Annotated in this window: 20 protein-coding genes; 9 read left to right on the top strand and 11 right to left on the bottom strand. The window is 56.9% G+C overall.

Translation table 11 applies throughout. The annotated features are described in order from the left end of the window. Positions 1–139 precede the first annotated feature (139 nt). The 5 genes from gltX (at position 140) to MWU51_RS04025 (ending at position 4,561) form a co-directional block, all read left to right on the top strand. The gene (gene gltX / locus MWU51_RS04045) at positions 140–1,543 is read left to right on the top strand and encodes a glutamate--tRNA ligase (RefSeq protein WP_247034941.1); all 1,404 of its coding nucleotides are present in this window, start codon (positions 140–142) and stop codon (positions 1,541–1,543) included. Between the two features lie 67 nt (positions 1,544–1,610). Continuing rightward, entirely contained in the window at positions 1,611–2,906 is a 1,296-nt protein-coding gene (gene gltA / locus MWU51_RS04040) for a citrate synthase (RefSeq protein ID WP_247034940.1), read from the top strand. Between the two features lie 101 nt (positions 2,907–3,007). After that, complete coding sequence (locus MWU51_RS04035; protein WP_247034938.1) at positions 3,008–3,382, top strand: GFA family protein; 375 nt, start codon at positions 3,008–3,010, stop codon at positions 3,380–3,382. Continuing rightward, entirely contained in the window at positions 3,367–3,906 is a 540-nt protein-coding gene (locus MWU51_RS04030; protein WP_247034936.1) for a GNAT family protein, read from the top strand. Before MWU51_RS04035 ends, MWU51_RS04030 begins: the two co-directional genes overlap by 16 nt. A gap of 1 nt (position 3,907) precedes the next feature. Continuing rightward, the gene (locus MWU51_RS04025) at positions 3,908–4,561 is read left to right on the top strand and encodes an alternative oxidase (protein ID WP_247034934.1); all 654 of its coding nucleotides are present in this window, start codon (positions 3,908–3,910) and stop codon (positions 4,559–4,561) included. 41 nt (positions 4,562–4,602) lie between these two features. On the opposite strand, the gene MWU51_RS04020 is transcribed toward MWU51_RS04025, so the two are convergent. The 11 genes from MWU51_RS04020 to MWU51_RS03970 all read right to left on the bottom strand — a co-directional run bounded on the left by MWU51_RS04020 (position 4,603) and on the right by MWU51_RS03970 (position 15,934). Then, a complete protein-coding gene (locus MWU51_RS04020) occupies positions 4,603–5,379 on the bottom strand; it encodes an enoyl-CoA hydratase-related protein (RefSeq protein ID WP_247034932.1) in 777 nt (258 codons plus the stop codon). Between the two features lie 121 nt (positions 5,380–5,500). After that, a complete protein-coding gene (locus MWU51_RS04015; protein WP_247034930.1) occupies positions 5,501–5,965 on the bottom strand; it encodes a cytochrome c-type biogenesis protein in 465 nt (154 codons plus the stop codon). Next, positions 5,962–7,932, bottom strand: coding sequence for a heme lyase CcmF/NrfE family subunit (locus tag MWU51_RS04010; RefSeq protein WP_247034928.1), 1,971 nt, complete (start codon positions 7,930–7,932; stop codon positions 5,962–5,964). The genes MWU51_RS04015 and MWU51_RS04010 overlap by 4 nt, the downstream gene beginning before the upstream one ends. A gap of 94 nt (positions 7,933–8,026) precedes the next feature. Continuing rightward, the gene (locus MWU51_RS04005; protein ID WP_247034926.1) at positions 8,027–8,449 is read right to left on the bottom strand and encodes a hypothetical protein; all 423 of its coding nucleotides are present in this window, start codon (positions 8,447–8,449) and stop codon (positions 8,027–8,029) included. Positions 8,450–8,579: 130 nt separating this feature from the next. Continuing rightward, on the bottom strand, positions 8,580–8,774 hold the full coding sequence (locus MWU51_RS04000) for a hypothetical protein (RefSeq protein WP_247034924.1): 195 nt from the start codon (positions 8,772–8,774) through the stop codon (positions 8,580–8,582). Then, positions 8,764–9,354 (bottom strand): holin family protein, encoded by a 591-nt coding sequence (locus MWU51_RS03995; protein WP_247034923.1) that lies wholly within the window; start codon positions 9,352–9,354, stop codon positions 8,764–8,766. Before MWU51_RS03995 ends, MWU51_RS04000 begins: the two co-directional genes overlap by 11 nt. Then, positions 9,345–9,956 carry a holin-associated N-acetylmuramidase gene (locus MWU51_RS03990; protein ID WP_247034921.1) on the bottom strand — a complete coding sequence of 204 codons (612 nt, stop codon included), beginning with the start codon at positions 9,954–9,956 and terminating at the stop codon, positions 9,345–9,347. The genes MWU51_RS03995 and MWU51_RS03990 overlap by 10 nt, the downstream gene beginning before the upstream one ends. A 66-nt stretch (positions 9,957–10,022) precedes the next feature. Then, a complete protein-coding gene (ccmE, locus tag MWU51_RS03985) occupies positions 10,023–10,466 on the bottom strand; it encodes a cytochrome c maturation protein CcmE (RefSeq protein WP_247038685.1) in 444 nt (147 codons plus the stop codon). Positions 10,467–10,496: 30 nt separating this feature from the next. Further along, positions 10,497–11,525 carry an N-acetyl-gamma-glutamyl-phosphate reductase gene (argC, locus tag MWU51_RS03980; RefSeq protein ID WP_247034919.1) on the bottom strand — a complete coding sequence of 343 codons (1,029 nt, stop codon included), beginning with the start codon at positions 11,523–11,525 and terminating at the stop codon, positions 10,497–10,499. Positions 11,526–11,580: 55 nt separating this feature from the next. Continuing rightward, positions 11,581–12,393: a glutamate racemase gene (murI, locus tag MWU51_RS03975; protein ID WP_247034917.1), complete on the bottom strand. Its 813-nt coding sequence runs from the start codon at positions 12,391–12,393 to the stop codon at positions 11,581–11,583. Between the two features lie 124 nt (positions 12,394–12,517). Further along, complete coding sequence (locus tag MWU51_RS03970; protein WP_247034916.1) at positions 12,518–15,934, bottom strand: indolepyruvate ferredoxin oxidoreductase family protein; 3,417 nt, start codon at positions 15,932–15,934, stop codon at positions 12,518–12,520. 166 nt (positions 15,935–16,100) lie between these two features. Between MWU51_RS03970 and MWU51_RS03965 the strand changes: the two genes are divergently transcribed. The 4 genes from MWU51_RS03965 to MWU51_RS03950 all read left to right on the top strand — a co-directional run bounded on the left by MWU51_RS03965 (position 16,101) and on the right by MWU51_RS03950 (position 20,440). Then, positions 16,101–16,994: a LysR family transcriptional regulator gene (locus tag MWU51_RS03965; protein WP_247034914.1), complete on the top strand. Its 894-nt coding sequence runs from the start codon at positions 16,101–16,103 to the stop codon at positions 16,992–16,994. A gap of 443 nt (positions 16,995–17,437) precedes the next feature. Next, complete coding sequence (purL, locus tag MWU51_RS03960; protein WP_247034911.1) at positions 17,438–19,597, top strand: phosphoribosylformylglycinamidine synthase subunit PurL; 2,160 nt, start codon at positions 17,438–17,440, stop codon at positions 19,595–19,597. 3 nt (positions 19,598–19,600) lie between these two features. Then, a complete protein-coding gene (locus MWU51_RS03955) occupies positions 19,601–20,137 on the top strand; it encodes a hypothetical protein (RefSeq protein WP_247034909.1) in 537 nt (178 codons plus the stop codon). Between the two features lie 60 nt (positions 20,138–20,197). Continuing rightward, the gene (locus tag MWU51_RS03950) at positions 20,198–20,440 is read left to right on the top strand and encodes a BolA family transcriptional regulator (RefSeq protein ID WP_247034907.1); all 243 of its coding nucleotides are present in this window, start codon (positions 20,198–20,200) and stop codon (positions 20,438–20,440) included. Positions 20,441–20,475: the final 35 nt, after the last annotated feature.

Below are 20,475 nucleotides of genomic sequence, written 5' to 3'. Positions count from 1 at the left end.
CCTTTTGCGTAAAGCCTGTCGGGACAGGCTTGCGCCGAGCGGTGTCGCTTACCTCTCGCCCACAGGCCACGGTTTTTCACGCACCACGCGTGTGAAGACCTGAGTAACGCCCGCATGGTTTCCAAAAGGTTAACGTCACATGTCCACCGACCAGATCGTCACCCGTTTCGCTCCCTCGCCCACCGGTTATCTGCATATCGGCGGTGCGCGTACTGCCCTGTTCAACTGGCTCTATGCCCGTGGCCGTGGCGGAAAATTCCTGCTGAGGATCGAAGACACCGACCGTGCCCGGTCAACCCCCGAGGCAACTGAAGCGATACTGAAAGGCATGGCATGGCTTGGGCTGGACCATGATGGCGAGGTGATCAGCCAGTTCGACCGTGCTGACCGCCACGCAGAGGTGGCGCATGAGATGCTAGCGAACGGTCACGCCTATAAGTGCTTTGCCACACAGGACGAGATTCAGGCCTTTCGCGACGCCGCGCGCGCCGAAGGCAAATCGACGCTGTATCAATCGCCGTGGCGCGATGCGAACCCCGCGACCCACCCCGATGCGCCTTACGTGATCCGCCTGAAAGCCCCGCGCGATGGGGTGACCGTGATCAAAGATCAGGTGCAGGGTGACGTGACGATCCGAAATGATCAGCTGGACGACATGATTTGTTTACGGTCCGATGGCACACCCACTTACATGTTGGCTGTTGTCGTTGACGATCACGATATGGGCGTGACCCATGCCATTCGGGGGGATGACCACCTGAACAACGCCGCGCGCCAGCTGCTTGTTTATCAAGCCATGGGTTGGGATGTGCCGGTTTGGGCGCATATTCCACTGATCCACGGCCCCGACGGCAAAAAATTGTCCAAACGCCACGGCGCATTGGGAGTCGAGGAATATCAGGCCATGGGATACCCGGCCAGCGCGATGCGCAACTATCTGACCCGTCTTGGGTGGAGCCACGGGGACGACGAATACTTCTCCGATGCACAGGCGATCGAGTGGTTCGACCTGAAAGGAATCGGCAAAAGCCCGGCGCGCTTCGACTTCAAGAAGCTGGACAACCTATCGGGGCAACACCTTGCCGCGATGGACGACGCCTCTGTGTTGGCCGAGCTTGAGTCTTTTCTGGCCGCAACCGGGCAAATCCCTTTGCAACCGCAGCAACGTCAACTTTTGTCGGACGCGATGTATGTGTTGAAGACGGGCGCGAAGACATTCCCGCAACTTATTGATAAAGCTAACTTTGCACTTGCTTCGCGCCCCATTCAACAGGACGAAAAAGCAGCAAAGTCTTTGGATAAAGTATCCCGTGGTATACTGAAAGAATTGACGCCGCAGCTGCAAAATGCTAGCTGGAACCGCGACACGCTGGAAGGGATCCTGAACGGGCTTGCAGAAGCTCACGGGACCAAATTTGGCAAACTGGCTGCTCCCTTGCGCGCAGCCCTTGCCGGTCGCGCCGTGACCCCCAGCGTTTTCGATATGATGCTTGTTCTTGGACGCGAAGAATCTGTTGCACGCCTTGAAGACGCAAGCGCATAGAATGAGCAATCGTGACTGACCCATCCGGGGTTGGCGCGTCAGGATACGAACACGAAGGGATAACAATATGGCCAAACCTACCGGAACAGCAAAGCTCACCTTTGGTGACAAAGAACTGGAGCTGCCGATTTATTCACCCACGGCAGGGCCCGACGTGATCGACATCAGAAAGCTGTATTCCAAGGGCGATGTATTCACATACGACCCCGGCTTCACCTCGACGGCCAGTTGTGATTCGACCATCACTTTTATCGACGGTGACAAGGGCGAGCTTCTGTATCGAGGGTATCCCATCGACCAGTTGGCCGAGAAATCACATTACCTCGAAGTCTGCTATTTGCTGCTCTACGGCGAACTGCCGACCGAAGCCGAGCTGGTTGATTTCGAAAGCCGCGTGACCAATCACACGATGGTGCACGAGCAGATGATCAAGTTCTTCACTGGGTTCCGTCGCGACGCACACCCGATGGCCATCATCACCGGCGTGGTGGGGGCAATGTCCGCCTTCTATCACGACTCGACCGATGTGAACGACGAATGGCAGCGCGAGGTTGCCGCGATCCGCATGATTGCCAAACTGCCCACTATTTGCGCCATGGCGTACAAGTATTCCGTCGGCCAACCCTTCGTCTATCCGAAGAATGATCTGGACTATGCTTCGAACTTCCTGCGCATGTGCTTTGCTGTCCCGTGCGAGGAGTATGAAGTCAACCCGATCTTGTCGAAAGCAATGGACCGCATCTTTACTCTACATGCCGATCACGAACAGAACGCGTCGACCTCAACCGTGCGTCTGGCCGGATCATCGGGTGCCAACCCGTTCGCCTGTATCGCAGCTGGCATCGCCTGCCTGTGGGGCCCGGCACATGGTGGTGCCAACCAAGCATGTCTTGAAATGCTGCGCGAAATTGGCACCGTGGACCGCATTCCTGAATACGTCGCCCGTGCCAAGGACAAGGAAGATCCGTTCCGCCTGATGGGCTTTGGCCACCGCGTATACAAGAACTTCGACCCGCGTGCGAAGGTCATGAAAGAAAGCGCCGACGAGGTTCTGGGTTTGCTGGGCATCGAAGACAACGAGACGCTGAAAGTTGCCAAAGAGCTGGAGCGCATTGCGCTTGAGGACCCCTATTTCGTTGAGAAGAAACTGTACCCGAACGTGGATTTCTATTCGGGTATCATTCTTGAGGCGATGGGCTTCCCCACCTCGATGTTCACACCGATCTTTGCGCTGTCGCGCACCGTTGGCTGGATTTCCCAGTGGAAAGAAATGCTGGGCGATCCGGGCCAGAAAATCGGTCGTCCGCGCCAGTTGTATCTGGGCGAAACGTTGCGCGACTATGTGGATGTCGCAAAACGCTGAGAAGAAATCACCAGAGAAAAGCCGCCGATATTCGGCGGCTTTTCTTGTTTTGGTGGTACGATAAAAGGCAGGCGCTAATCTAAACCCCAAGGGGGGTTGGCATGTCTCAGTTTATTTCAGGAAAGTGCCTGTGCGGCGCTTGTCAGTTTGACTACACAGGCGACATTCGCTTTACCATCCAGTGCTATTGCCGTGATTGCCAGCACGCGACCGGGGCGGGTCATGCCCCGCAGATGATGGTTGATCGCGATCGGCTTATGACCAAAGGCCCAACGAAAACCTTTCGCCAACGAGCAGATTCCGGGTCGATGCTAGAGTTCATCTTTTGCCGAGATTGTGGCTCTCCCTTGCTCAAAGCCACCTCGCGTATGCCGGATGCCATCGCTATCTATGCAGGCGCTTTGGATGATCCAACCCTTTTTCAGCGTGGTGAGGATGTGTTTGAAAGTGGGCGGCAGCCATGGGACCGGAACTGACCACAAAGCGCCTGACCATGCGCGGACCACTCCCTTCGGACCTTGAAGATCTGTTTGCGATCTATAGCGATTCTCGCGCAATGACCTATTGGTCCACACCGCCCCATCCTGACACCAAGGAGACGCAGGCCCATTTGGACAGGTGGCTCAATGGCTTCGATGCCGCGCCATACTATTTCGCGATCGTCCATCAAGGACGGGTTATCGGCACTTGCGGAGCCCATACTGGTAACGAGGTCGGCTTTATCCTGCACCCGGACGTCTGGCGCCAAGGCATCGCGAAAGAGGCGATGCAAGCCGTCATCGACCACCTTTGGCAGGTGACGGATTTCGCCGAACTGACTGCAGATCTTGACCCGCGAAATGACGCGTCCGAAGGATTGCTTTTAGCGCTGGGATTCCAAAAGACCGGCACGGCCAAGAACACGTATTGCGTGGACGGGGTTTGGACGGACAGCCTTTACATGGCGCGAAAACGACCTGTTGGGTTTTGTGGCGCAAAGGGTTTTGGCGGAGTGGAATGACATGAAACGAGTCTCGGACCTGAAAACCGCGCAAGACGGTTTTCAACAGACACATCACAAACCACAAGATTTTCGCGACCGCTTCGCTTTGGGGCTGGTCAAGTTTCTGCGCGTCTTCGCCGACCGGTTTTTCGCGGGCCGATATGGCCACCGCGCAGTGGTTCTGGAAACCGTCGCCGCCGTGCCAGGTATGGTGGGTGGGCTGTTACAGCACCTGAAAGCCATCCGACACATTCGCGACGATCAGGGATGGATCCGCGAACTGCTGGATGAAGCCGAAAACGAACGAATGCACCTGATGACCTTTATCGAGATCGCAAAACCGACGCGATTTGAACGCTTCATTATCATGATGACGCAGGCCGTGTTCTACAATTTCTACTTTTTCCTTTACCTTTTCGCCCCACGTGTTGCGCATCGCGTGGTCGGATATCTGGAAGAGGAAGCCGTGATCAGCTACACGCAATATCTGGAGCAAATTGATGCGGGACAGGTGGAGAACGTGCCCGCACCAGTGGTTGCGCGGGCGTATTGGAACCTGCCGGATGACGCGCGGTTGCGCGAGGTTGTACTGGTGATCCGCGCCGACGAGGCGATCCATCGCGACACAAACCACGAGTTTGCAGACCAGATCGCACACAAGTCCGATGACTGACTGTTTCACCTTGCCAACGGGCGCTGGCTAAGGTGCCGGGATCAACGCCCTTCGTATTTCGGGCTGCGTTTTTCTAGAAACGCCAACACGCCTTCTTTGAAATCGCGCGAGTTGCCGCATTCGCCCTGCAACTTTGCCTCAAGCGCCAATTGCTCGTCCAGCGTGTTGCTCATAGACGCGCGTAAGGCCTTTTTTATGTTGCGATAGGATAGCGTCGGCCCTTTTGCCAAATGCTCGCCACGCTTGCGCCAGATGGCTGCGAAATCGTCGTCTGCCACGCATTCCCAGATCAGACCCAGGTCTGCGGCCTCACTTGCGGACATCTTTTCAGCGAACAGCGCAGCGCCCATAGCTTTGGCAAAACCCATCTGACGCGGCATCCAATAGGTGCCACCGGCATCGGGGATTAGGCCAATGCGGGAAAAGGCCTGCATGAAGAATGCGCTTTCGGTGGCGATGACCACATCCGCAGCCAATGCGATATTAGCCCCGGCCCCGGCAGCCGCCCCATTTACCGCCGAAATGGTCGGGATCGGACTGTTGTAAATCGCGTCCAACAGCGGTTCGTATTCGTCACGCAGGGTGCGTTCTAGATCAACATGGGCCGCGTTCGCCCGGTCACCGAGATCTTGCCCCGAGCAAAACGCCCGCCCCGCCCCGGTGATGACCAATGCACGCGCCGACTGACCTGCGTCTTTGACCGCATGGGTGATTTCCGCCCGCATCTGCGTGTTCAGCGCATTCATCACATCGGCGCGGTTCAGGGTCAGCACCGCCAGCCCGTCGGTGTTCTCCAGCGTGATCGTTTCGTAGTTCATTCGGTCCTCCCGGAAATTTCGGGTAGATTACCCGACCAAGCAGTCAGGTAAAGGTAAACGCCCCGTCACTTGCGAAAAACATCCGACCGGATTGCTGTGAAAACCGCGTTGTCGTGAATATTCAGCTGTCCTTGAGTAGTTCTTTCAAGCGCGCCTCCTCGTCCGAAGACAGGGCCACCGCGCTTTCGCGGGCTTGCGAACGGCGGCGCAAATAGACGGCGCCTGACATTAAAGCAACCAGAAACAAGACGGGACCAGCCGCCCATAGGAATACATTAGCGCCTGACGTGTTCGGCTTCATCAAAACGTATTCGCCATAGCGTTCGACAATGAAGTTCACCACTTCGTCGTTGCTATCGCCGTCGACAAGTCGTTCGCGCACCAGAAGACGCAAGTCACGCGCGATTGCAGCATTGCTTTCGTCAATATTCTCGCCCCGGCAGACCACACATCTGAGGTCTGCCGAGATATCACGGGCGCGTTGTTCCAGCACCGGGTCGCTTAGCACTTCGTCGGGATTGACCGCCAACGCCGGGGCAGAAAACATCGCCAGCGCCAGAAGTGCGGGGAATGCAATATTTCTCATTCTGCTGGCATCCCCTGCATTCGTGACTTGGACGCACCCGCAGCAACGCGGAAACGACGGTCCGTCAAGCTCAACACCCCACCAAAGGACATCAGGATACATCCCGCCCAAATCCAGTTGGTAAACGGTTTGATGAAGGTTCTCACCGCCCAGGCACCACCTTCTTGCGGATCACCGATCACCAAATAGATGTCCCGCCAAAAGCCGTTTGAAATCGCGGCTTCGGTTGTTGGCATGGCTTGCACCGGATAGACGCGTTTTTCAGGATAAAGCGTCGTGACCTCGCGCCCGTTCTGAGTGACAAGCATTTCGGCCTTTGTGGACACATAGTTCGGCCCCTGTTCCTGTGCGACGTCCACCAAGGTGATTTCATAGCCTGCAACAGGGAAACTTTTACCGACCTCTGCAACGCGGATGTCCTCGACACTCCAGGCCATTAGGCCAGAAATGCCCATCACCGTGATCCCAAACCCGGCATGTGCGGCAAGCTTACCCCAGTCCGAACGCGGCAGGCGCGTCAGTCGCGACAAACGGCTCGCCACCGCACCACGCCCGGTGCGGCTGGCAATATCCACAAACGCCCCGGCCACCAGCCATGTGCCAAGGAACATACCAATCGGACCCAGGGCCGTTTTTCCGGTCTGCATCGCCCAGACCACTGCACCTATAGCCACCGCAAGGATAAAGGCAGGCACAAGCAATTTTACGACACGCCCGAGCTTGGCACGCTTCCACGGCAGCATTGCCCCCACGGGCAGGATCAACGCAAGCACTACCATAAAGGGGGTAAATGCTGCTTCAAAGAACGGTGCCCCGACCGAGATCTTGCGACCAAAAATCTCGCCGATCAACGGCCAGATTGTTCCAACGAAGACAACAAATGACGAAACAGCCAGCAGGATATTGTTGGCCACCAAAGCGCTTTCTCGGCTGATGAACCCAAAGACACCGCGCGCTTCCATCGTGCTCGCGCGGGCTGCGAACAGCGTCAGCGCACCGCCCGTAAAGACCGCCAGAATCATCAGGATAAAGACGCCACGTTCCGGATCGGATGCGAAAGCATGCACCGACGTAATCACGCCCGACCGCACAATAAACGTGCCGATCAACGAGAATCCGAACGCAAGGATCGCCAACAAGATTGTCCAGCTTTTCAGGCTTTCGCGCTTTTCCACAACGATGGCCGAATGCAAAAGCGCGGCAGCAAAGAGCCACGGCATGAACGAGGCGTTTTCGACCGGGTCCCAGAACCAGAACCCACCCCAACCCAGCTCGTAATAAGCCCACCAACTGCCCAGTGCGATCCCAATCGTCAAGAATATCCACGCAGCCAGTGTCCACGGGCGCACCCAACGGCCCCATGCTGCATCAATCCGCCCCTCGATCAGAGCAGCAACTGCGAATGAGAAAGCCATCGAAAGGCCTACATAGCCCAGATAAAGGAAGGGTGGGTGGAATGCCAAACCTGGGTCTTGCAAAAGCGGGTTCAGGTCGCGCCCATCAAAAGGCGGCTGGGCAATGCGGATGAAGGGGTTCGAGGTGAACAGAACAAAGCCCAGAAACGCCACCGCGATCGAGCTTTGCACCGCCAGCACGCGGGCTTTCAACCGTTGCGGCAGGTTGCCTCCCCACCACGCCGCCATAGCGCCAAACAGCGACACGATCAGAACCCATAGCAACATCGAGCCTTCGTGGTTACCCCACACGCCCGAAACTTTGTACAGCATCGGTTTGGCCGAATGCGAGTTCAGCGTGACCAGTTGGACCGAGAAGTCAGAGGTCACAAACGCGTAAGTCAGTGCAAAGAAAGATGCAAGCACCAGCAGAAATTGGATTGTCGCGGCCGGCACGGCCAATTCCATCCAACCCTGCCATCCCTTATGCGCCCCAATTAGCGGCACGATCATCTGCACGATCGCCACGCCCAGCGCTAGGATCAGCGCAAAATGTCCGAGTTCTGTAATCATGTTCGCGACCACTCTGTTATCATGATCGCGACCATAAACGGAGTCGCGGGTGGGGCCTAGCCCCGTGCGGCGTCAGGTCACGGCATTGTGGTCATCAAACGGCTAGAAAAATTACGGTCGACATCACCACCGCAGCCAGCACCGGCCAAAGAAAGGTTGCCCCGTGGCACCCGAATGAGCGGTGAATGACGCTGAAGTGCAAGAAAGCGCCCGACAGATAAAGAGCCAGCGGCACGAAATGTACGGCACTGTGCGACATGATCGCTGGCTCTCCTATCAATGAAAATATCCACCACCAGCCCAGAACAAGGCTTGCCCCAGACCAGCTATAGGCCATACCCAATGCCAACGGTGTCGCGCGCTGCACGTAAAGCCACAGAAACGTCAGCGAAATCATCAGACCCATCAGGGTAATCGCCCCATATCCAATTTGATACATCGCGTCGTATCCCGCCGTCAGATAGCCAAGTTGCAAGACAACGGCGAGACACATCATCAAACCAAACGCTTGTTTCATTTCTGTAAGACCTCTCGTACAGCGGCGTCTAGTTCCGCTGCCGCATGTTCGTTTTGTTCAATTGCTCTTTGAAACTGTGTGCCCACCAGAATAGCCCAGAGACGGGATCTAAGCCGCAAAAGCACCGCCATCATCCGACTCGCCCCCCAGCAGATGGCAAGCGTTCGCGGATAATTGTCGTGATCTCAATCAGGATGGATGAATTCTTGTCCAGCACCGCCCGCGTCGCCTGATCCTTCTGCAAGTCGCGATAGAGCAGATAGAATACCAACAGTACCCACGGCCCGTGTTCTGCGACCAGGTTCAAAAGCACTTCACTGGCCATGCGAAGCCTCCTGCCAATCCGCCAGCGCGGCGTTGTCGGAAGCGTCGATCTGTGCGTATCCGCCAGCCGGTTGTGCGGGTTCTTGTGGTGTTCGCCGCTCTGGCCGGAACACCGACGGCTGTCGGGCGCGATCTGATTGCACGCGCGCTGTCTCCATATCCCGCATCAAGCTCGCGGCAATTGCCCGCTGGAACTCTTGTCCTTTCACCTGGTATCTCGCGCCGAAATAGAAGCTGACGACAACACCCATCAGCCACCAAAGCGGTTCCGGCACGACAGCCACACCTTGCATCCGCGCGGCAAACCAGTCGGGGCTGATCATAGCGGCGGCGAACAGGGCAATTGTCGACAACGCCAGAGCCGGTCGCGGCACCCGGTTCACACCGTCCATGAAGCGATTGAACCAGCCGCCTTGTGCAGCAATGAATTCGGCGCGAAAAGCATCTATCGCTGCCTGCTGTACGTCTGTGTCGCGGATTGCGGCAGCCTCGGTATTCTCGCGAAACACTTCTGCGGTTTCACGCACCAGGTTTCCATTACGCCCGAACAGGATAGTGAAGACGTTTCCAATCAGCCCCATGCAGAGGTCCTTTCGTGGTGATCTTGCACAGATAAGTGGTATTTGGCCGACATGAATGCCTCGGCACGGGTGATCCACCCACCCTTTCCGCCATCACGACGACGTGCATATTTGCGCGATGTTGGTCGCTTGTCGGCGAGGCGATAATAATAGTTGCGCCGCTCAATCCCATAAGCGTCAACCAGATGGTCAGGCGCTCGTAAAATCGCATCGTGCACGATTCCCAGCGTTTGCGGACCCAGCGCCCCATCCACCGCCAGGTCATAGCCCATCTTGCACATCAGCTCTTGCAGGATGCGTACGGCGTTACTGCCAGCGTTTACATACATATCGAAAACCGACGCTTGCAGCGGCTGCGGAAGCTCCTCCAGCCGGGGTTTTCGGAAGTAATGTTTCAGAAAGATGTCGCAGGCCTGATCGCGCGTCAGTCGCTTCACATCACCTGCGGTGATCTGCCCGTCGCGGTCCAGGTCCAGACCTAACCTGCGCATGGTGTGAATGGTGACGCCGTATTTGGTAGCACCGCCCGGATCGTCCGGATCGTTCACATAGCCACCCTCGCGGGCGACAATCTCGGTCGCTATCTCTTCAACGCTTTTCATCCGCGCCTAACCCCGCATAAGGAATACGGGGCACAGGCTGGTTAAGAAGCGTTAAGAAACCTCAAATCAAGAGGTCGGCTCGACGTAAACGCCGCTTTCCTTGAGGCTGTCCAAAACCTCTTTCGGCATATAGTCCTCGTCATGTTTTGCAAGGATTTCAGTGGCTTGGAACGTGCCGTCCACATAGGTGCCGGTCCCGATCATACCCTGGTTTTCACCGAAAAGGTCAGGCAACACACCGCTATAAGCAACAGGTACCACAGCGCCCCCATCCGTCACCGAAAAGGTGATCGTCTCACCCTGACCACGTGTCAACGTGCCATCCGCAACCAATCCGCCCATGCGGAACACCTCGTTCTCGCTGGGCGGTTCGGCCAGCACTTCAGTCGGGGACCTGTAATAGTTTATACCGTCCTTCAACGCATAACCAATCAACCCGGTCGAGACAGCAAGTGCCACAAATGCCAGTACGATGATCTGGATACGTCGTGTTTTCTTCAGACTTTTCAAACCAGCCATAATCGGCTCCTTTTCAAACCCTTATGGAAAGACCGGCGACATCAACAGCCCCGTCGTCTCATCCTCGCCCAACATGAGGTTCGCGTTTTGCATTGCTTGGCCGGACGATCCCTTACACAGGTTGTCCAGCGCCGACACAATCAAAGCACGTCCCGGAACACGATCACCCACAACACCAAGATGGCATTGGTTCGATCCCGCCACATGCCCCATACCCGGCAGTTGGCCTTTGGGTAACACAGTCACGAACGGCTCGTCTTGATATTGCTCAACCAAGGCCGCGTGAATCTTATCAGCGTCCCCATCCACATAGCAATCCGCCAGGATGCCGCGGTTTACCGGCACAAGGTGGGGTGTGAACATGATCTGAACCGGACGCCCTGCCAAGAGCGAGAATTCCTGATCGAACTCGCCCAGATGCCGGTGTTTGCCACCATGGGCATAACCCGTCACATCGGTGGAGCGTTCTGCAAACAGCATGTTTTCCTTCAGTGACCGACCTGCCCCCGAAACGCCGTTCTTCAGATCGCAAATGATCCGATCTAGATCGATCAGCCCCGCCGAAATCAATGGGCGTATCGCATATTGTACGGTCGCCGCGTTGCAACCCGTGCCTGCCACCAACCGCGCATTACGGATGTCGTCGCGATAGAATTCAGTCAGGCCATAAACAGCCGTTTTCTGCAATTCGGTCGCCACATGCGGTGCACCATACCATTTTTCATACTCCGCCGGATCGCGCAGCCGGAAGTCCGCGCCAAGATCGACGACCTTCACGGTCTTGGGTAGATCACGCACCAACGCTTGGCTTAAACCATGCGGCAGCGCCGCGAAGGCCAGATCTACGTTGGTAAAGTCAATCTCGTCCATCGTTGTGAGTTTGGGCAGATCAAAGTGGCGCAGATGCGGATAGACATCTGCCATTTCCATCCCTGCCTTGCGGTCGGCAGACAACGCGACGATCTCCATCGTCGGATGGGTGGCAATCAGCCGGACAAGTTCAGCGCCAGTATAGCCGGACGCGCCAAGAATGGCGATTTTGTGGGTCATCATGACCTCCTGCGAGTTCGTCGAAAGATGTAGTGGTTTTGACTGTCGGCTTCAATCAGGCCGGTTCGAACGTGATCTTTCGTCGCAGAAACTGTGTGGCACTGTTTGACACACGGTTCGGATCACCCGTTGTCAGAAACTTGGAAGCGGTGCCATCGCCCTTCATCTCAGGATGGCGATCCAGATAAAAGGCAAGGCTTTCGGCAACCAGATTGGCTTGGCTATACACTTGCACATCGTCACCCAATGCGGTTTGGAAAGCCTCTTCCATCAGCGGGTAATGCGTGCAGCCCAGAATGGCGGCTTCAGGTTTCGGCATTTTCCGTTTCAGCGCATCCACATGGCTGCGGACCAAAGCTTCGGCAAGGATCATGTCGCCCTCTTCAATCGCATCGACCACGCCGCCACAGGCTTGTGCTTCGACATCCACACCAATGGCACGGAAAGCCAGTTCACGCTGGAAGGCCCGGCTGGACACGGTCGCAGGTGTGGCAAACAGCGCCACATGCTTAACAGCTACTTCGCGAGGGGGTGAGTTGTCGCCCCAGTCCCGTTCGGTCAGAGCTTCAATCAAGGGCACAAAGACCCCCAAAACCCGCTTGTCCTTGGGAATCCAGCTTTCCTGCATCCGCCGAAGCGCGGCGGCTGAGGCCGTGTTACAGGCTAGAATGACTAGATCACACCCTTCATCCCACAGCGCCTGAACGGCGGTCGTGGTCAGATCATAGATGTCATCGGCATCCCGAACGCCATACGGCGCATGGGCGCTATCGGCGAAATAGACGAAATCCACATCGGGCAGACGTTTTGATACGGCGTCCAGCACCGTCAATCCACCAAGCCCCGAATCGAATACCCCTACAGCCATGTCCTATGGTCCCGTCCGTGTTGTTCAGGTGCAAGCCATAGGTCCGTTTTTCGCGGAAATCCATCACCGATTGCGCGCTGCGACGATTCTCCGCCCAAGTGCGGCGTCGCAGCGGCAGGTCGGATCATTCAGCAGCGTGAGCCATCGGTGCCGTGCTGCCAAACTGGGCCAGTAACTCGGCCCGGCGCGTTGCGGCCCTTGCAATGTTGGCTTCTTTCACCGGACCGAAGCCCCGGATGGTCAAGGGCAGCGCGGCTAACTCTGCCGCAATTGCCAATTTATCATCGGACAGAGCCGCCGCGACGGTTTTTATGTCCGCTTCATACTCGGCAATCAAAGAACGTTCCGTGCGACGTTCCTCAGACCGGCCAAACGGGTCAAACGGCGTGCCGCGTAGGACTTTCATCTTGGCAAGCCAAGGCGCCGCCGTTTCGAACCAACTGCCGAAGCCTCGCTTCTTGGGACGTCCATTGGCATCTGTCCCGGTCAGGATTGGCGGAGCAAGGTGATAGGTTAGCTTCAGATCGCCGTCGAACTCAGCTTCAGCCTTGGCGCGAGTGTCGCACAACATGCGCGCGACTTCGTATTCGTCCTTATAGGCCAAGAGTTTGTGATAACTTCTTGCCACCGGCTCTTTCAACGCTTCGGGCATCTGATCGACAAAGGCACGATAGCGTTTGGCCAGCCGCGCGTTTTGATACGTCGTCAGGTGATCAGCGCGGAAGTCGATAATCTCGGCCAAGGTTTTTGGTTTTTCAACGACCTCACCCATGACCATTTTCTCGGCCTCTTCCGGATGCAACACGGCCCAACGGCCGAGTTCAAAAGCATGTTTGTTGCGGTCGATCGCCTGTCCATTCAACTCGATCGCATACATCAGCGCATCATAGGTCAGCGGCACGATGCCTGCCTGCCAGCTAGCCCCCAGCACCATCATGTTCGAGAAGATGTTGTCACCCATCAGCACCCGCGCCAACTCCGTCGCGTCGAACATCGACAAACGGTCGCGCAGACGGGCTTCAAGCGACAATTGCAGACGATCGCCCGGAATGGCAAAATCTGTGTTGCGGGTAAATTCGCCAGTGACTGTTTCGTGGCTGTCCACGACGGCCCCGGTGCGTCCGGTTTTGGTCAGACCCAGGGTGGTGGACGAAGCCGACACCACCAGATCGCAGCCGATCAGCGCGTCACACTCCCCTGTTGCGACGCGAATGGCCGAGATGTCCTCGGGCTGTTCTGCAAGTCGCAAGTGAACGGTGACCGCGCCACCTTTCTGCGCCAGACCGGCCATTTCCATCATGCCCACGCCTTTGCCGTCGATATGAGCTGCCTGCGCCATAATCGCACCGATGGTCACAACGCCGGTGCCACCAACGCCGGTGATCACGGTGTTAAAGGTGCCGTCAATGGCGGGAAGCGCTGGTGCTGGTAGATCAGGAATGTCGACTTCGGCGGTCGCCGATTTCTTCAGCTTTGCACCTTCTACGGTCACAAAGCTGGGGCAGAACCCGTTGACGCAGCTAAAATCCTTGTTGCAGCTTGATTGGTCAATGGCGCGTTTGCGGCCCAGTTCGGTTTCCACTGGCACGATCGAAACACAGTTCGACTGCACTCCACAGTCGCCGCACCCCTCACACACATCAGTGTTGATGAAAACGCGTTTGTCAGGGTCAGGAAACTGGCCGCGCTTGCGGCGGCGGCGTTTTTCTGCTGCGCAGGTTTGGATGTAAAGAATGATCGATACACCTTTGATATCGCGACATTTCTTTTCGACCGACAGCAACTCGCCACGCTCATGAAATGTCAGGCCAGACGGGAACATCGCCTTGTCCACATCCTCTTTCTCATCGTAGACGACAAACAGGTTTGTCACTCCCATCGCGATCACCTCGCGTGCGATGCGCGGTGCGTCCAAATCGCCTTCATTTTCCTGCCCGCCCGTCATCGCGACGGCATCGTTATAGAGAATTTTGTAGGTAATATTGGCGTCAGAGGCCAAAGCCGCGCGGATCGCCAGATTGCCCGAATGGTTGTACGTCCCATCGCCGAGGTTTTGGAACACGTGCCCGGTTTTCGAGAACGGCGCCTCGCCAATCCAGTTGGCACCCTCGCCGCCCATCTGGGTGAACCCGACGGTATCGCGATCCATCCACTGCACCATATAGTGACAGCCAATACCCGCGTAGGCGCGGGATCCATCCGGCAGTTTGGTTGAAGTATTGTGTGGGCAGCCCGAACAGAAAAACGGCAAGCGTGCCGCGATATTGGGCGCATTGTCCGCGCCTTTCGCCTCGGCGAGCATGGTCAGGCCTGCTTTCACAGACTCGGTCCCGCGCCCTTCTTCAATCAGGATATCGCCGATCTTCTCGGCAATCATAATCGGGTCAAGCGCATAGCGCGTCGGGAACAATTCCAACCGGCGACCGTGCTCCCACGTGTCGCCCTTGTGCCAGCCATAAACGCGCCGACCGTCGCGATCGTCAAAGATCGCTTCCTTGATCTGCACTTCCATCAGCTTGCGCTTTTCTTCAACCACTACAATCAGGTCCAGCCCCTCGGCCCATTCGTGGAAGCTTTCCATATCCAGCGGGAAGGTTTGGCCGACCTTATAGGTGGTGATGCCCAGGCGTTCAGCCTCGGCCTCGTCGATGCCCAGAAGGCCCATCGCATGCACCAGATCAAGCCAGTTTTTGCCCGCGGCGACAAAGCCGATTTTCGCGCCTGGCTTGCCCCATTTGCGTTGGTCAATGCGGTTTGCACGAGCATAAGCCTCGGCCGCGAAGCGTTTATAGTCGATCATCCGCGCTTCTTGCGGCACCGGTTGGTCCGCCAAACGAATATTGAGCCCACCATCCGGCATATCGAAATCAGGCGTGACAAGCTGCATCCGGTTGGGATCGCCATCGACAACCGAGGTCGCCTCGACCGTGTCCTTCATCACCTTCAGACCCGCCCAGACACCGGCAAACCGACTGAGGCCATAGCCATAAATGCCGTAGTCCAGAATCTCCTGCACGCCGGCTGGGCTGAGAACCGGAATATAGGCATCAACCATCGCCCAATCAGACTGGTGCAGCACGGTCGAGCTTTCGCCGGTGTGGTCATCGCCCATCGCCATCAGAACACCGCCATGCGCGCTGGTGCCTGCCATGTTGGCGTGTCGCATCACGTCGCCGGTACGGTCTACGCCCGGCCCCTTGCCATACCACAGGCCAAACACGCCATCATAGGCCCCCTCACCCCGCAGTTCGGCTTGCTGACTGCCCCACAACGCAGTTGCGGCCAGATCCTCATTCAGACCGGGATGAAACTTGATGTCATTGGGCTCCAGAACCTTCTTAGAACGCCCCATCCACAAATCGACCGCACCCAACGGCGATCCACGATAGCCCGTTACATAGCCCGCCGTGTTTAGCCCGGCAGCGCGATCGCGTTCCTTCTGCATCAGCATCAGGCGCACCAAGGCTTGTGTGCCGTTCAGCAACACGTGTTCCTTGGTCAGATCAAATCGGTCGTTCAGAGTGATGTCTGGCTTGCCCATGACGCACCTCCCAATACGTTAGAGTGAAACTGGATAAGGGCAATTATAGGTCAAAACCTATGACCTATCAATTCAAATTGCATCATAATCCGTGCTGGAACTCATCACGTATCTGATGATAACACTGTGCAAGTTTTATGCGCTAACAAATTGTGGTTCTTTCAGTATGGATTGGGACAAGCTCAGAATATTTCACGCGGTGGCGGATGCCGGGTCGTTGACCCATGCGGGTGATGCGTTGCACTTGTCGCAATCTGCGGTATCGCGCCAAATCCGTGCGTTGGAAGAAAGCCTGAATGCCACACTTTTTCACCGGCACGCACGTGGACTGATTCTCACGGAACAAGGCGAGCTGTTGTTTGACGCCTCACGCGCGATCGACCAGCGTATCGAAGCGGCTGTCGCGCGCATCCGTGACAGCAAGGAAGAAGTGTTTGGCGAATTGCGCGTCACGACCACCACCGCCTTTGGGTCTCTGTGGTTGGCCCCGCGTCTGCCAAAACTTTACGAGAAGTATCCCGATCTAAAGATCGACCTGATGCTGGAAGAACATGTGCTCGACCTGCCCATGCGAGAAGCTGACGTCGCGATTCGCATGAAAGAGCCCAGCCAGGCTGACCTGATCCGCAAACGCCTGATGGATGTCCATATGCGGCTCTATGCAACGCCTGCATACCTTGCCGAAAACGGAACACCCGAAACGCTGGAAGACTTATCCGATCACCGGTTGATTTGTCAGAACACATCCTCGGCGCAAGTCCGGGCGGGTGCAGATCTAGCGCGGGAATTGCTGACCTATGATGTTAAGTCCTTGCTAACCGTGAACAATTATTTCGGTGTACTTCAGGCAGTGCTACACAATCTTGGCATTGGGATGTTGCCTGACTATCTCACGCAGGACATACCCGGCATCCAACGAGTGCTTCCCGATGTTGAAAGCAAGGAGATCCCAGTATTTCTTGCCTATCCTGAAGAACTGCGCTCTTCAAAGCGGATCGAAGCATTCCGGGATTTCGTCGTAGAAGAACTGATCGAGCATCGCAAGGGCCGACAGGACTAGCTTTTTCCGTCGATGGCGCTGCATGGACTAGAACATTATGGTGTTTTTTCGCAACACCGGAAAACTGGGAAAGCCCCACACTGTATACCAATGTCGACTCAACACCGCGTGTAACCTGCTCTAAAGTCAGGGAATATCAAGCATCCACTCTACTTATTCGCGATTGCGTCCCATTTTTCTTTCGCAGCCATGCGTTACATGCATAGCTGCAATGCAGCAATTTCCCTTGATCAGCGCCCCTGAGAAACCTAATTCTTATCCAAAGCCGATGGTTGAGCTTTGCTCTAGTCGGTTTTTACCTCCCTGTTGGACTTGGCCGGGCTTTGCCCGGCCTTTTTTTTCGCAAACGTCGGTTTCGGCCTTTGCAGGCAATGCCTTTGCTCTTTCCCATTACGCACGCATCGCATAAAAGGCGCCAACCAAAGCCTAAGGGGGAAACAGGCATGACCGAGCCGAAGATCACCGAGGACCTGATTGCAGCGCACGGGTTGAAGCCCGACGAGTACGACCTGCTCCTCGAAATCATTGGTCGCGAGCCGACGTTCACCGAACTGGGTATTTTCTCTGCGATGTGGAACGAGCATTGTTCCTACAAATCCTCCAAGAAATGGCTGCGCACCCTACCCACCGAAGGCCCCCAAGTGATCTGCGGTCCCGGCGAAAATGCAGGTATCGTGGATATTGGCGACGGGCAGGCTGTGGTCTTCAAGATGGAAAGCCACAACCACCCCTCCTACATCGAACCCTATCAGGGTGCCGCCACCGGCGTTGGCGGCATTTTGCGCGACGTGTTCACCATGGGCGCGCGTCCCATCGCCGCGATGAACTCCCTGTCTTTTGGCGAGATTGATCACCCTAAGACCAAGCAGCTGGTCAACGGGGTCGTCGAAGGTATCGGCGGCTATGGCAACTGTTTCGGCGTTCCCAATGTGGGCGGCGAGGTTCGCTTCCACCCCGCCTATAACGGCAACTGCCTTGTGAACGCCTTTGCCGCGGGCTTGGCCGACACCGACAAGATTTTCTATTCCGCCGCCTCCGGCGTCGGCATGCCTGTCGTCTATCTAGGTGCCAAGACAGGTCGCGACGGTGTGGGCGGCGCGACGATGGCATCGGCCGAGTTTGACGACACGATCGAAGACAAGCGCCCCACGGTGCAAGTCGGTGACCCCTTCACCGAAAAGCGCCTGATGGAAGCCACGCTGGAGTTGATGCAGACCGGCGCTGTCATCTCGATCCAGGACATGGGTGCCGCTGGCCTGACCTGCTCGGCGGTCGAAATGGGCGACAAGGGCGGCTTGGGCGTCAAGCTGAACCTTGAAGACGTGCCCCAGCGCGAAGACAACATGACCGCCTATGAAATGATGCTGTCCGAAAGCCAAGAGCGGATGCTGATGGTGCTGAAGCCGGAAAAAGAGGCTGAAGCCCGCGCCGTGTTCGAAAAGTGGGATCTTGACTTCGCAATCGTCGGTGAAACGCTTGCCGAAGATCGCTTTTTGATCATGCACAACGGCGAGGTCAAAGCCGACCTGCCGCTGTCCCCCCTATCTGGCCGCGCCCCCGAATATGATCGCCCATGGGTCGAAACGCCTGCGGTTGATCCGCTGGCAGATGTCCCGGAAATCGACGCCATTGATGGGTTGAAAGCCCTGATCGGATCCCCCAACCATGCGGCGAAGCAATGGGTCTATGAACAATATGACCACATGGTTATGGCCGACACAGTGCGTGCTCCCGGTTTGGGCGCTGGCATCGTGCGGGTGCACGGAACGGACAAGGCCATTGCTTTTACCTCGGACGTGACGCCGCGCTATGTCAAAGCCAACCCGTTTGAAGGTGGCAAACAGGCCGTGGCCGAAGCCTATCGCAACCTGACCGCAGTCGGGGCTAAGCCACTGGCCACCACCGACAACCTGAATTTCGGCAACCCCGAGAAACCCGAGATCATGGGCCAGCTTGTGGGTGCCATCAAAGGCATCGGCGAAGCCGTGGCCGCGCTCGATATGCCGATCGTGTCGGGCAACGTATCACTGTATAACGAAACCGACGGTCAAGGCATCCTGCCCACGCCGACCATCGGTGCCGTCGGGCTTCTGGACAGCCTTGACGACATGATCGACGGTGTGGCCCGTGACGGCCATGTCGCGATGGTCATTGGCGAGACAACCGGGCATCTGGGCCAATCCGCCCTGCTGGCCGAAGTCTTCAACCGCGAAGACGGTGACGCGCCGCATGTCGACCTTACTGCCGAGAAAAAGCACGGCGACTTCATCCGTGCTAATCGCGAACTGATCAAAGCGTGTTCTGACCTGTCTGATGGTGGGCTTGCACTCGCGGCCTTCGAAATGGCGGAAGCTGGTGGTGTCGGCGTCATTCTTGACACAACTGACACGCCCACGCTGTTTGGCGAGGATCAGGCACGCTATTTGGTCGCCTGCAATTTCGATCAAGCCGAGGCACTAATGATTGAAGCCGGCAAACTTGGCATTCACGTCGAATCGGTCGGTCGTTTTACCGGCGACTCGGTCAAGATGGGCGGGTCCGAAGCCCCGCTAGCCGAACTGGCCGATATCTTCCGAACCGGATTCGATCAGGCGCACCGTTAATCCATGACCGCTGCCCCTGACCCGCAGGACATGTCAGCGCTGGTGGCGGATTGTGCCGCCTGCGCCGGTCTGTGTTGCGTGGCTCCGGGCTTTGACGCGGGCGATGATTTCGCCTTTGACAAACGCGCCTTGGCCCCGTGCCGCCACCTTGGATCTGACAACCTGTGCCGCATTCATGAAACGCTTGAAGATCAAGGCTTTCCGGGTTGCGCGCGGTTCGATTGCAAGGGGGCCGGCCCCTATGTGATGCAACACGTCTTTCCGCGTAAACGCTGGCGCAAGAATCGCGAAACGCTGGAGGCAATCGCCGAGGCCTATCGCCGGATGCGCGCCATCTGTGACATGATCGAGCTGTTTCGCGTAGCTGAACGTCTACCTTTGTCGCCCGAACAGGAATCCACCCGGCGGGACATGCTTGACCGGCTTTTACCCCGACCGGCATGGACGGCGGATACGCTGGCAAAAGCCGAAGCAGACGGAATTTTGTCAGACGGCCGCGCTGTTTTGTCCAGCTTTCGTGATGCCGCAACGCACCTCTAGCCCTTGCGGCCCCCCGGCCCCGACCATAGATTGCAATGAAACAGAAACGAGGTTCTGACCATGGCCATGGAAGCATCCGAAATCGAAGCCCTCATCCGCGAGGCATTCCCGGACGCAAGCATCACCATCACCGATTTGGCCGGTGACGGAAACCACTATGCTGCCGAGGTGGTGGACGAGAGTTTTCGCGGCCAGAACCGGGTGCAGCAACAACGCGCCGTCTATGCGGCTTTGAAGGACAAAATGGCCGGCAGTCATGGCGACCTTCATGCGCTGGCGCTGACGACGAAAGCACCTCAGTAAACGCCCGGACGTCTCCGGCCCGATCCCTGACATCA

Source organism: Aliiroseovarius sp. F47248L, assembly GCF_023016085.1.
GTDB lineage: Bacteria > Pseudomonadota > Alphaproteobacteria > Rhodobacterales > Rhodobacteraceae > Aliiroseovarius.
The sequence above is the reverse complement of the archived record's forward strand: the minus strand, read 5'-3'. Positions and strand labels throughout refer to the sequence as shown.

What these genes read in the sequence shown, in the direction of transcription:
- MWU51_RS03955 (WP_247034909.1), top strand. Translation starts at nt 19,601, where the DNA reads ATGACCGCTGCCCCTGACCCGCAGGACATGTCAGCGCTGGTGGCGGAT.
- purL (WP_247034911.1), top strand. Translation starts at nt 17,438, where the DNA reads ATGACCGAGCCGAAGATCACCGAGGACCTGATTGCAGCGCACGGGTTG.
- argC (WP_247034919.1), bottom strand. Translation starts at nt 11,525, where the DNA reads ATGACCCACAAAATCGCCATTCTTGGCGCGTCCGGCTATACTGGCGCT.
- MWU51_RS03990 (WP_247034921.1), bottom strand. Translation starts at nt 9,956, where the DNA reads ATGAAAAGCGTTGAAGAGATAGCGACCGAGATTGTCGCCCGCGAGGGT.
- MWU51_RS04010 (WP_247034928.1), bottom strand. Translation starts at nt 7,932, where the DNA reads ATGATTACAGAACTCGGACATTTTGCGCTGATCCTAGCGCTGGGCGTG.
- MWU51_RS04025 (WP_247034934.1), top strand. Translation starts at nt 3,908, where the DNA reads ATGAAACGAGTCTCGGACCTGAAAACCGCGCAAGACGGTTTTCAACAG.
- murI (WP_247034917.1), bottom strand. Translation starts at nt 12,393, where the DNA reads ATGGCTGTAGGGGTATTCGATTCGGGGCTTGGTGGATTGACGGTGCTG.
- gltX (WP_247034941.1), top strand. Translation starts at nt 140, where the DNA reads ATGTCCACCGACCAGATCGTCACCCGTTTCGCTCCCTCGCCCACCGGT.
- MWU51_RS04005 (WP_247034926.1), bottom strand. Translation starts at nt 8,449, where the DNA reads ATGAAACAAGCGTTTGGTTTGATGATGTGTCTCGCCGTTGTCTTGCAA.
- MWU51_RS04020 (WP_247034932.1), bottom strand. Translation starts at nt 5,379, where the DNA reads ATGAACTACGAAACGATCACGCTGGAGAACACCGACGGGCTGGCGGTG.
- MWU51_RS03970 (WP_247034916.1), bottom strand. Translation starts at nt 15,934, where the DNA reads ATGGGCAAGCCAGACATCACTCTGAACGACCGATTTGATCTGACCAAG.
- MWU51_RS03965 (WP_247034914.1), top strand. Translation starts at nt 16,101, where the DNA reads ATGGATTGGGACAAGCTCAGAATATTTCACGCGGTGGCGGATGCCGGG.
- MWU51_RS04000 (WP_247034924.1), bottom strand. Translation starts at nt 8,774, where the DNA reads ATGGCCAGTGAAGTGCTTTTGAACCTGGTCGCAGAACACGGGCCGTGG.
- gltA (WP_247034940.1), top strand. Translation starts at nt 1,611, where the DNA reads ATGGCCAAACCTACCGGAACAGCAAAGCTCACCTTTGGTGACAAAGAA.
- MWU51_RS04035 (WP_247034938.1), top strand. Translation starts at nt 3,008, where the DNA reads ATGTCTCAGTTTATTTCAGGAAAGTGCCTGTGCGGCGCTTGTCAGTTT.
- MWU51_RS04030 (WP_247034936.1), top strand. Translation starts at nt 3,367, where the DNA reads ATGGGACCGGAACTGACCACAAAGCGCCTGACCATGCGCGGACCACTC.
- MWU51_RS03950 (WP_247034907.1), top strand. Translation starts at nt 20,198, where the DNA reads ATGGCCATGGAAGCATCCGAAATCGAAGCCCTCATCCGCGAGGCATTC.
- MWU51_RS04015 (WP_247034930.1), bottom strand. Translation starts at nt 5,965, where the DNA reads ATGAGAAATATTGCATTCCCCGCACTTCTGGCGCTGGCGATGTTTTCT.
- MWU51_RS03995 (WP_247034923.1), bottom strand. Translation starts at nt 9,354, where the DNA reads ATGGGGCTGATTGGAAACGTCTTCACTATCCTGTTCGGGCGTAATGGA.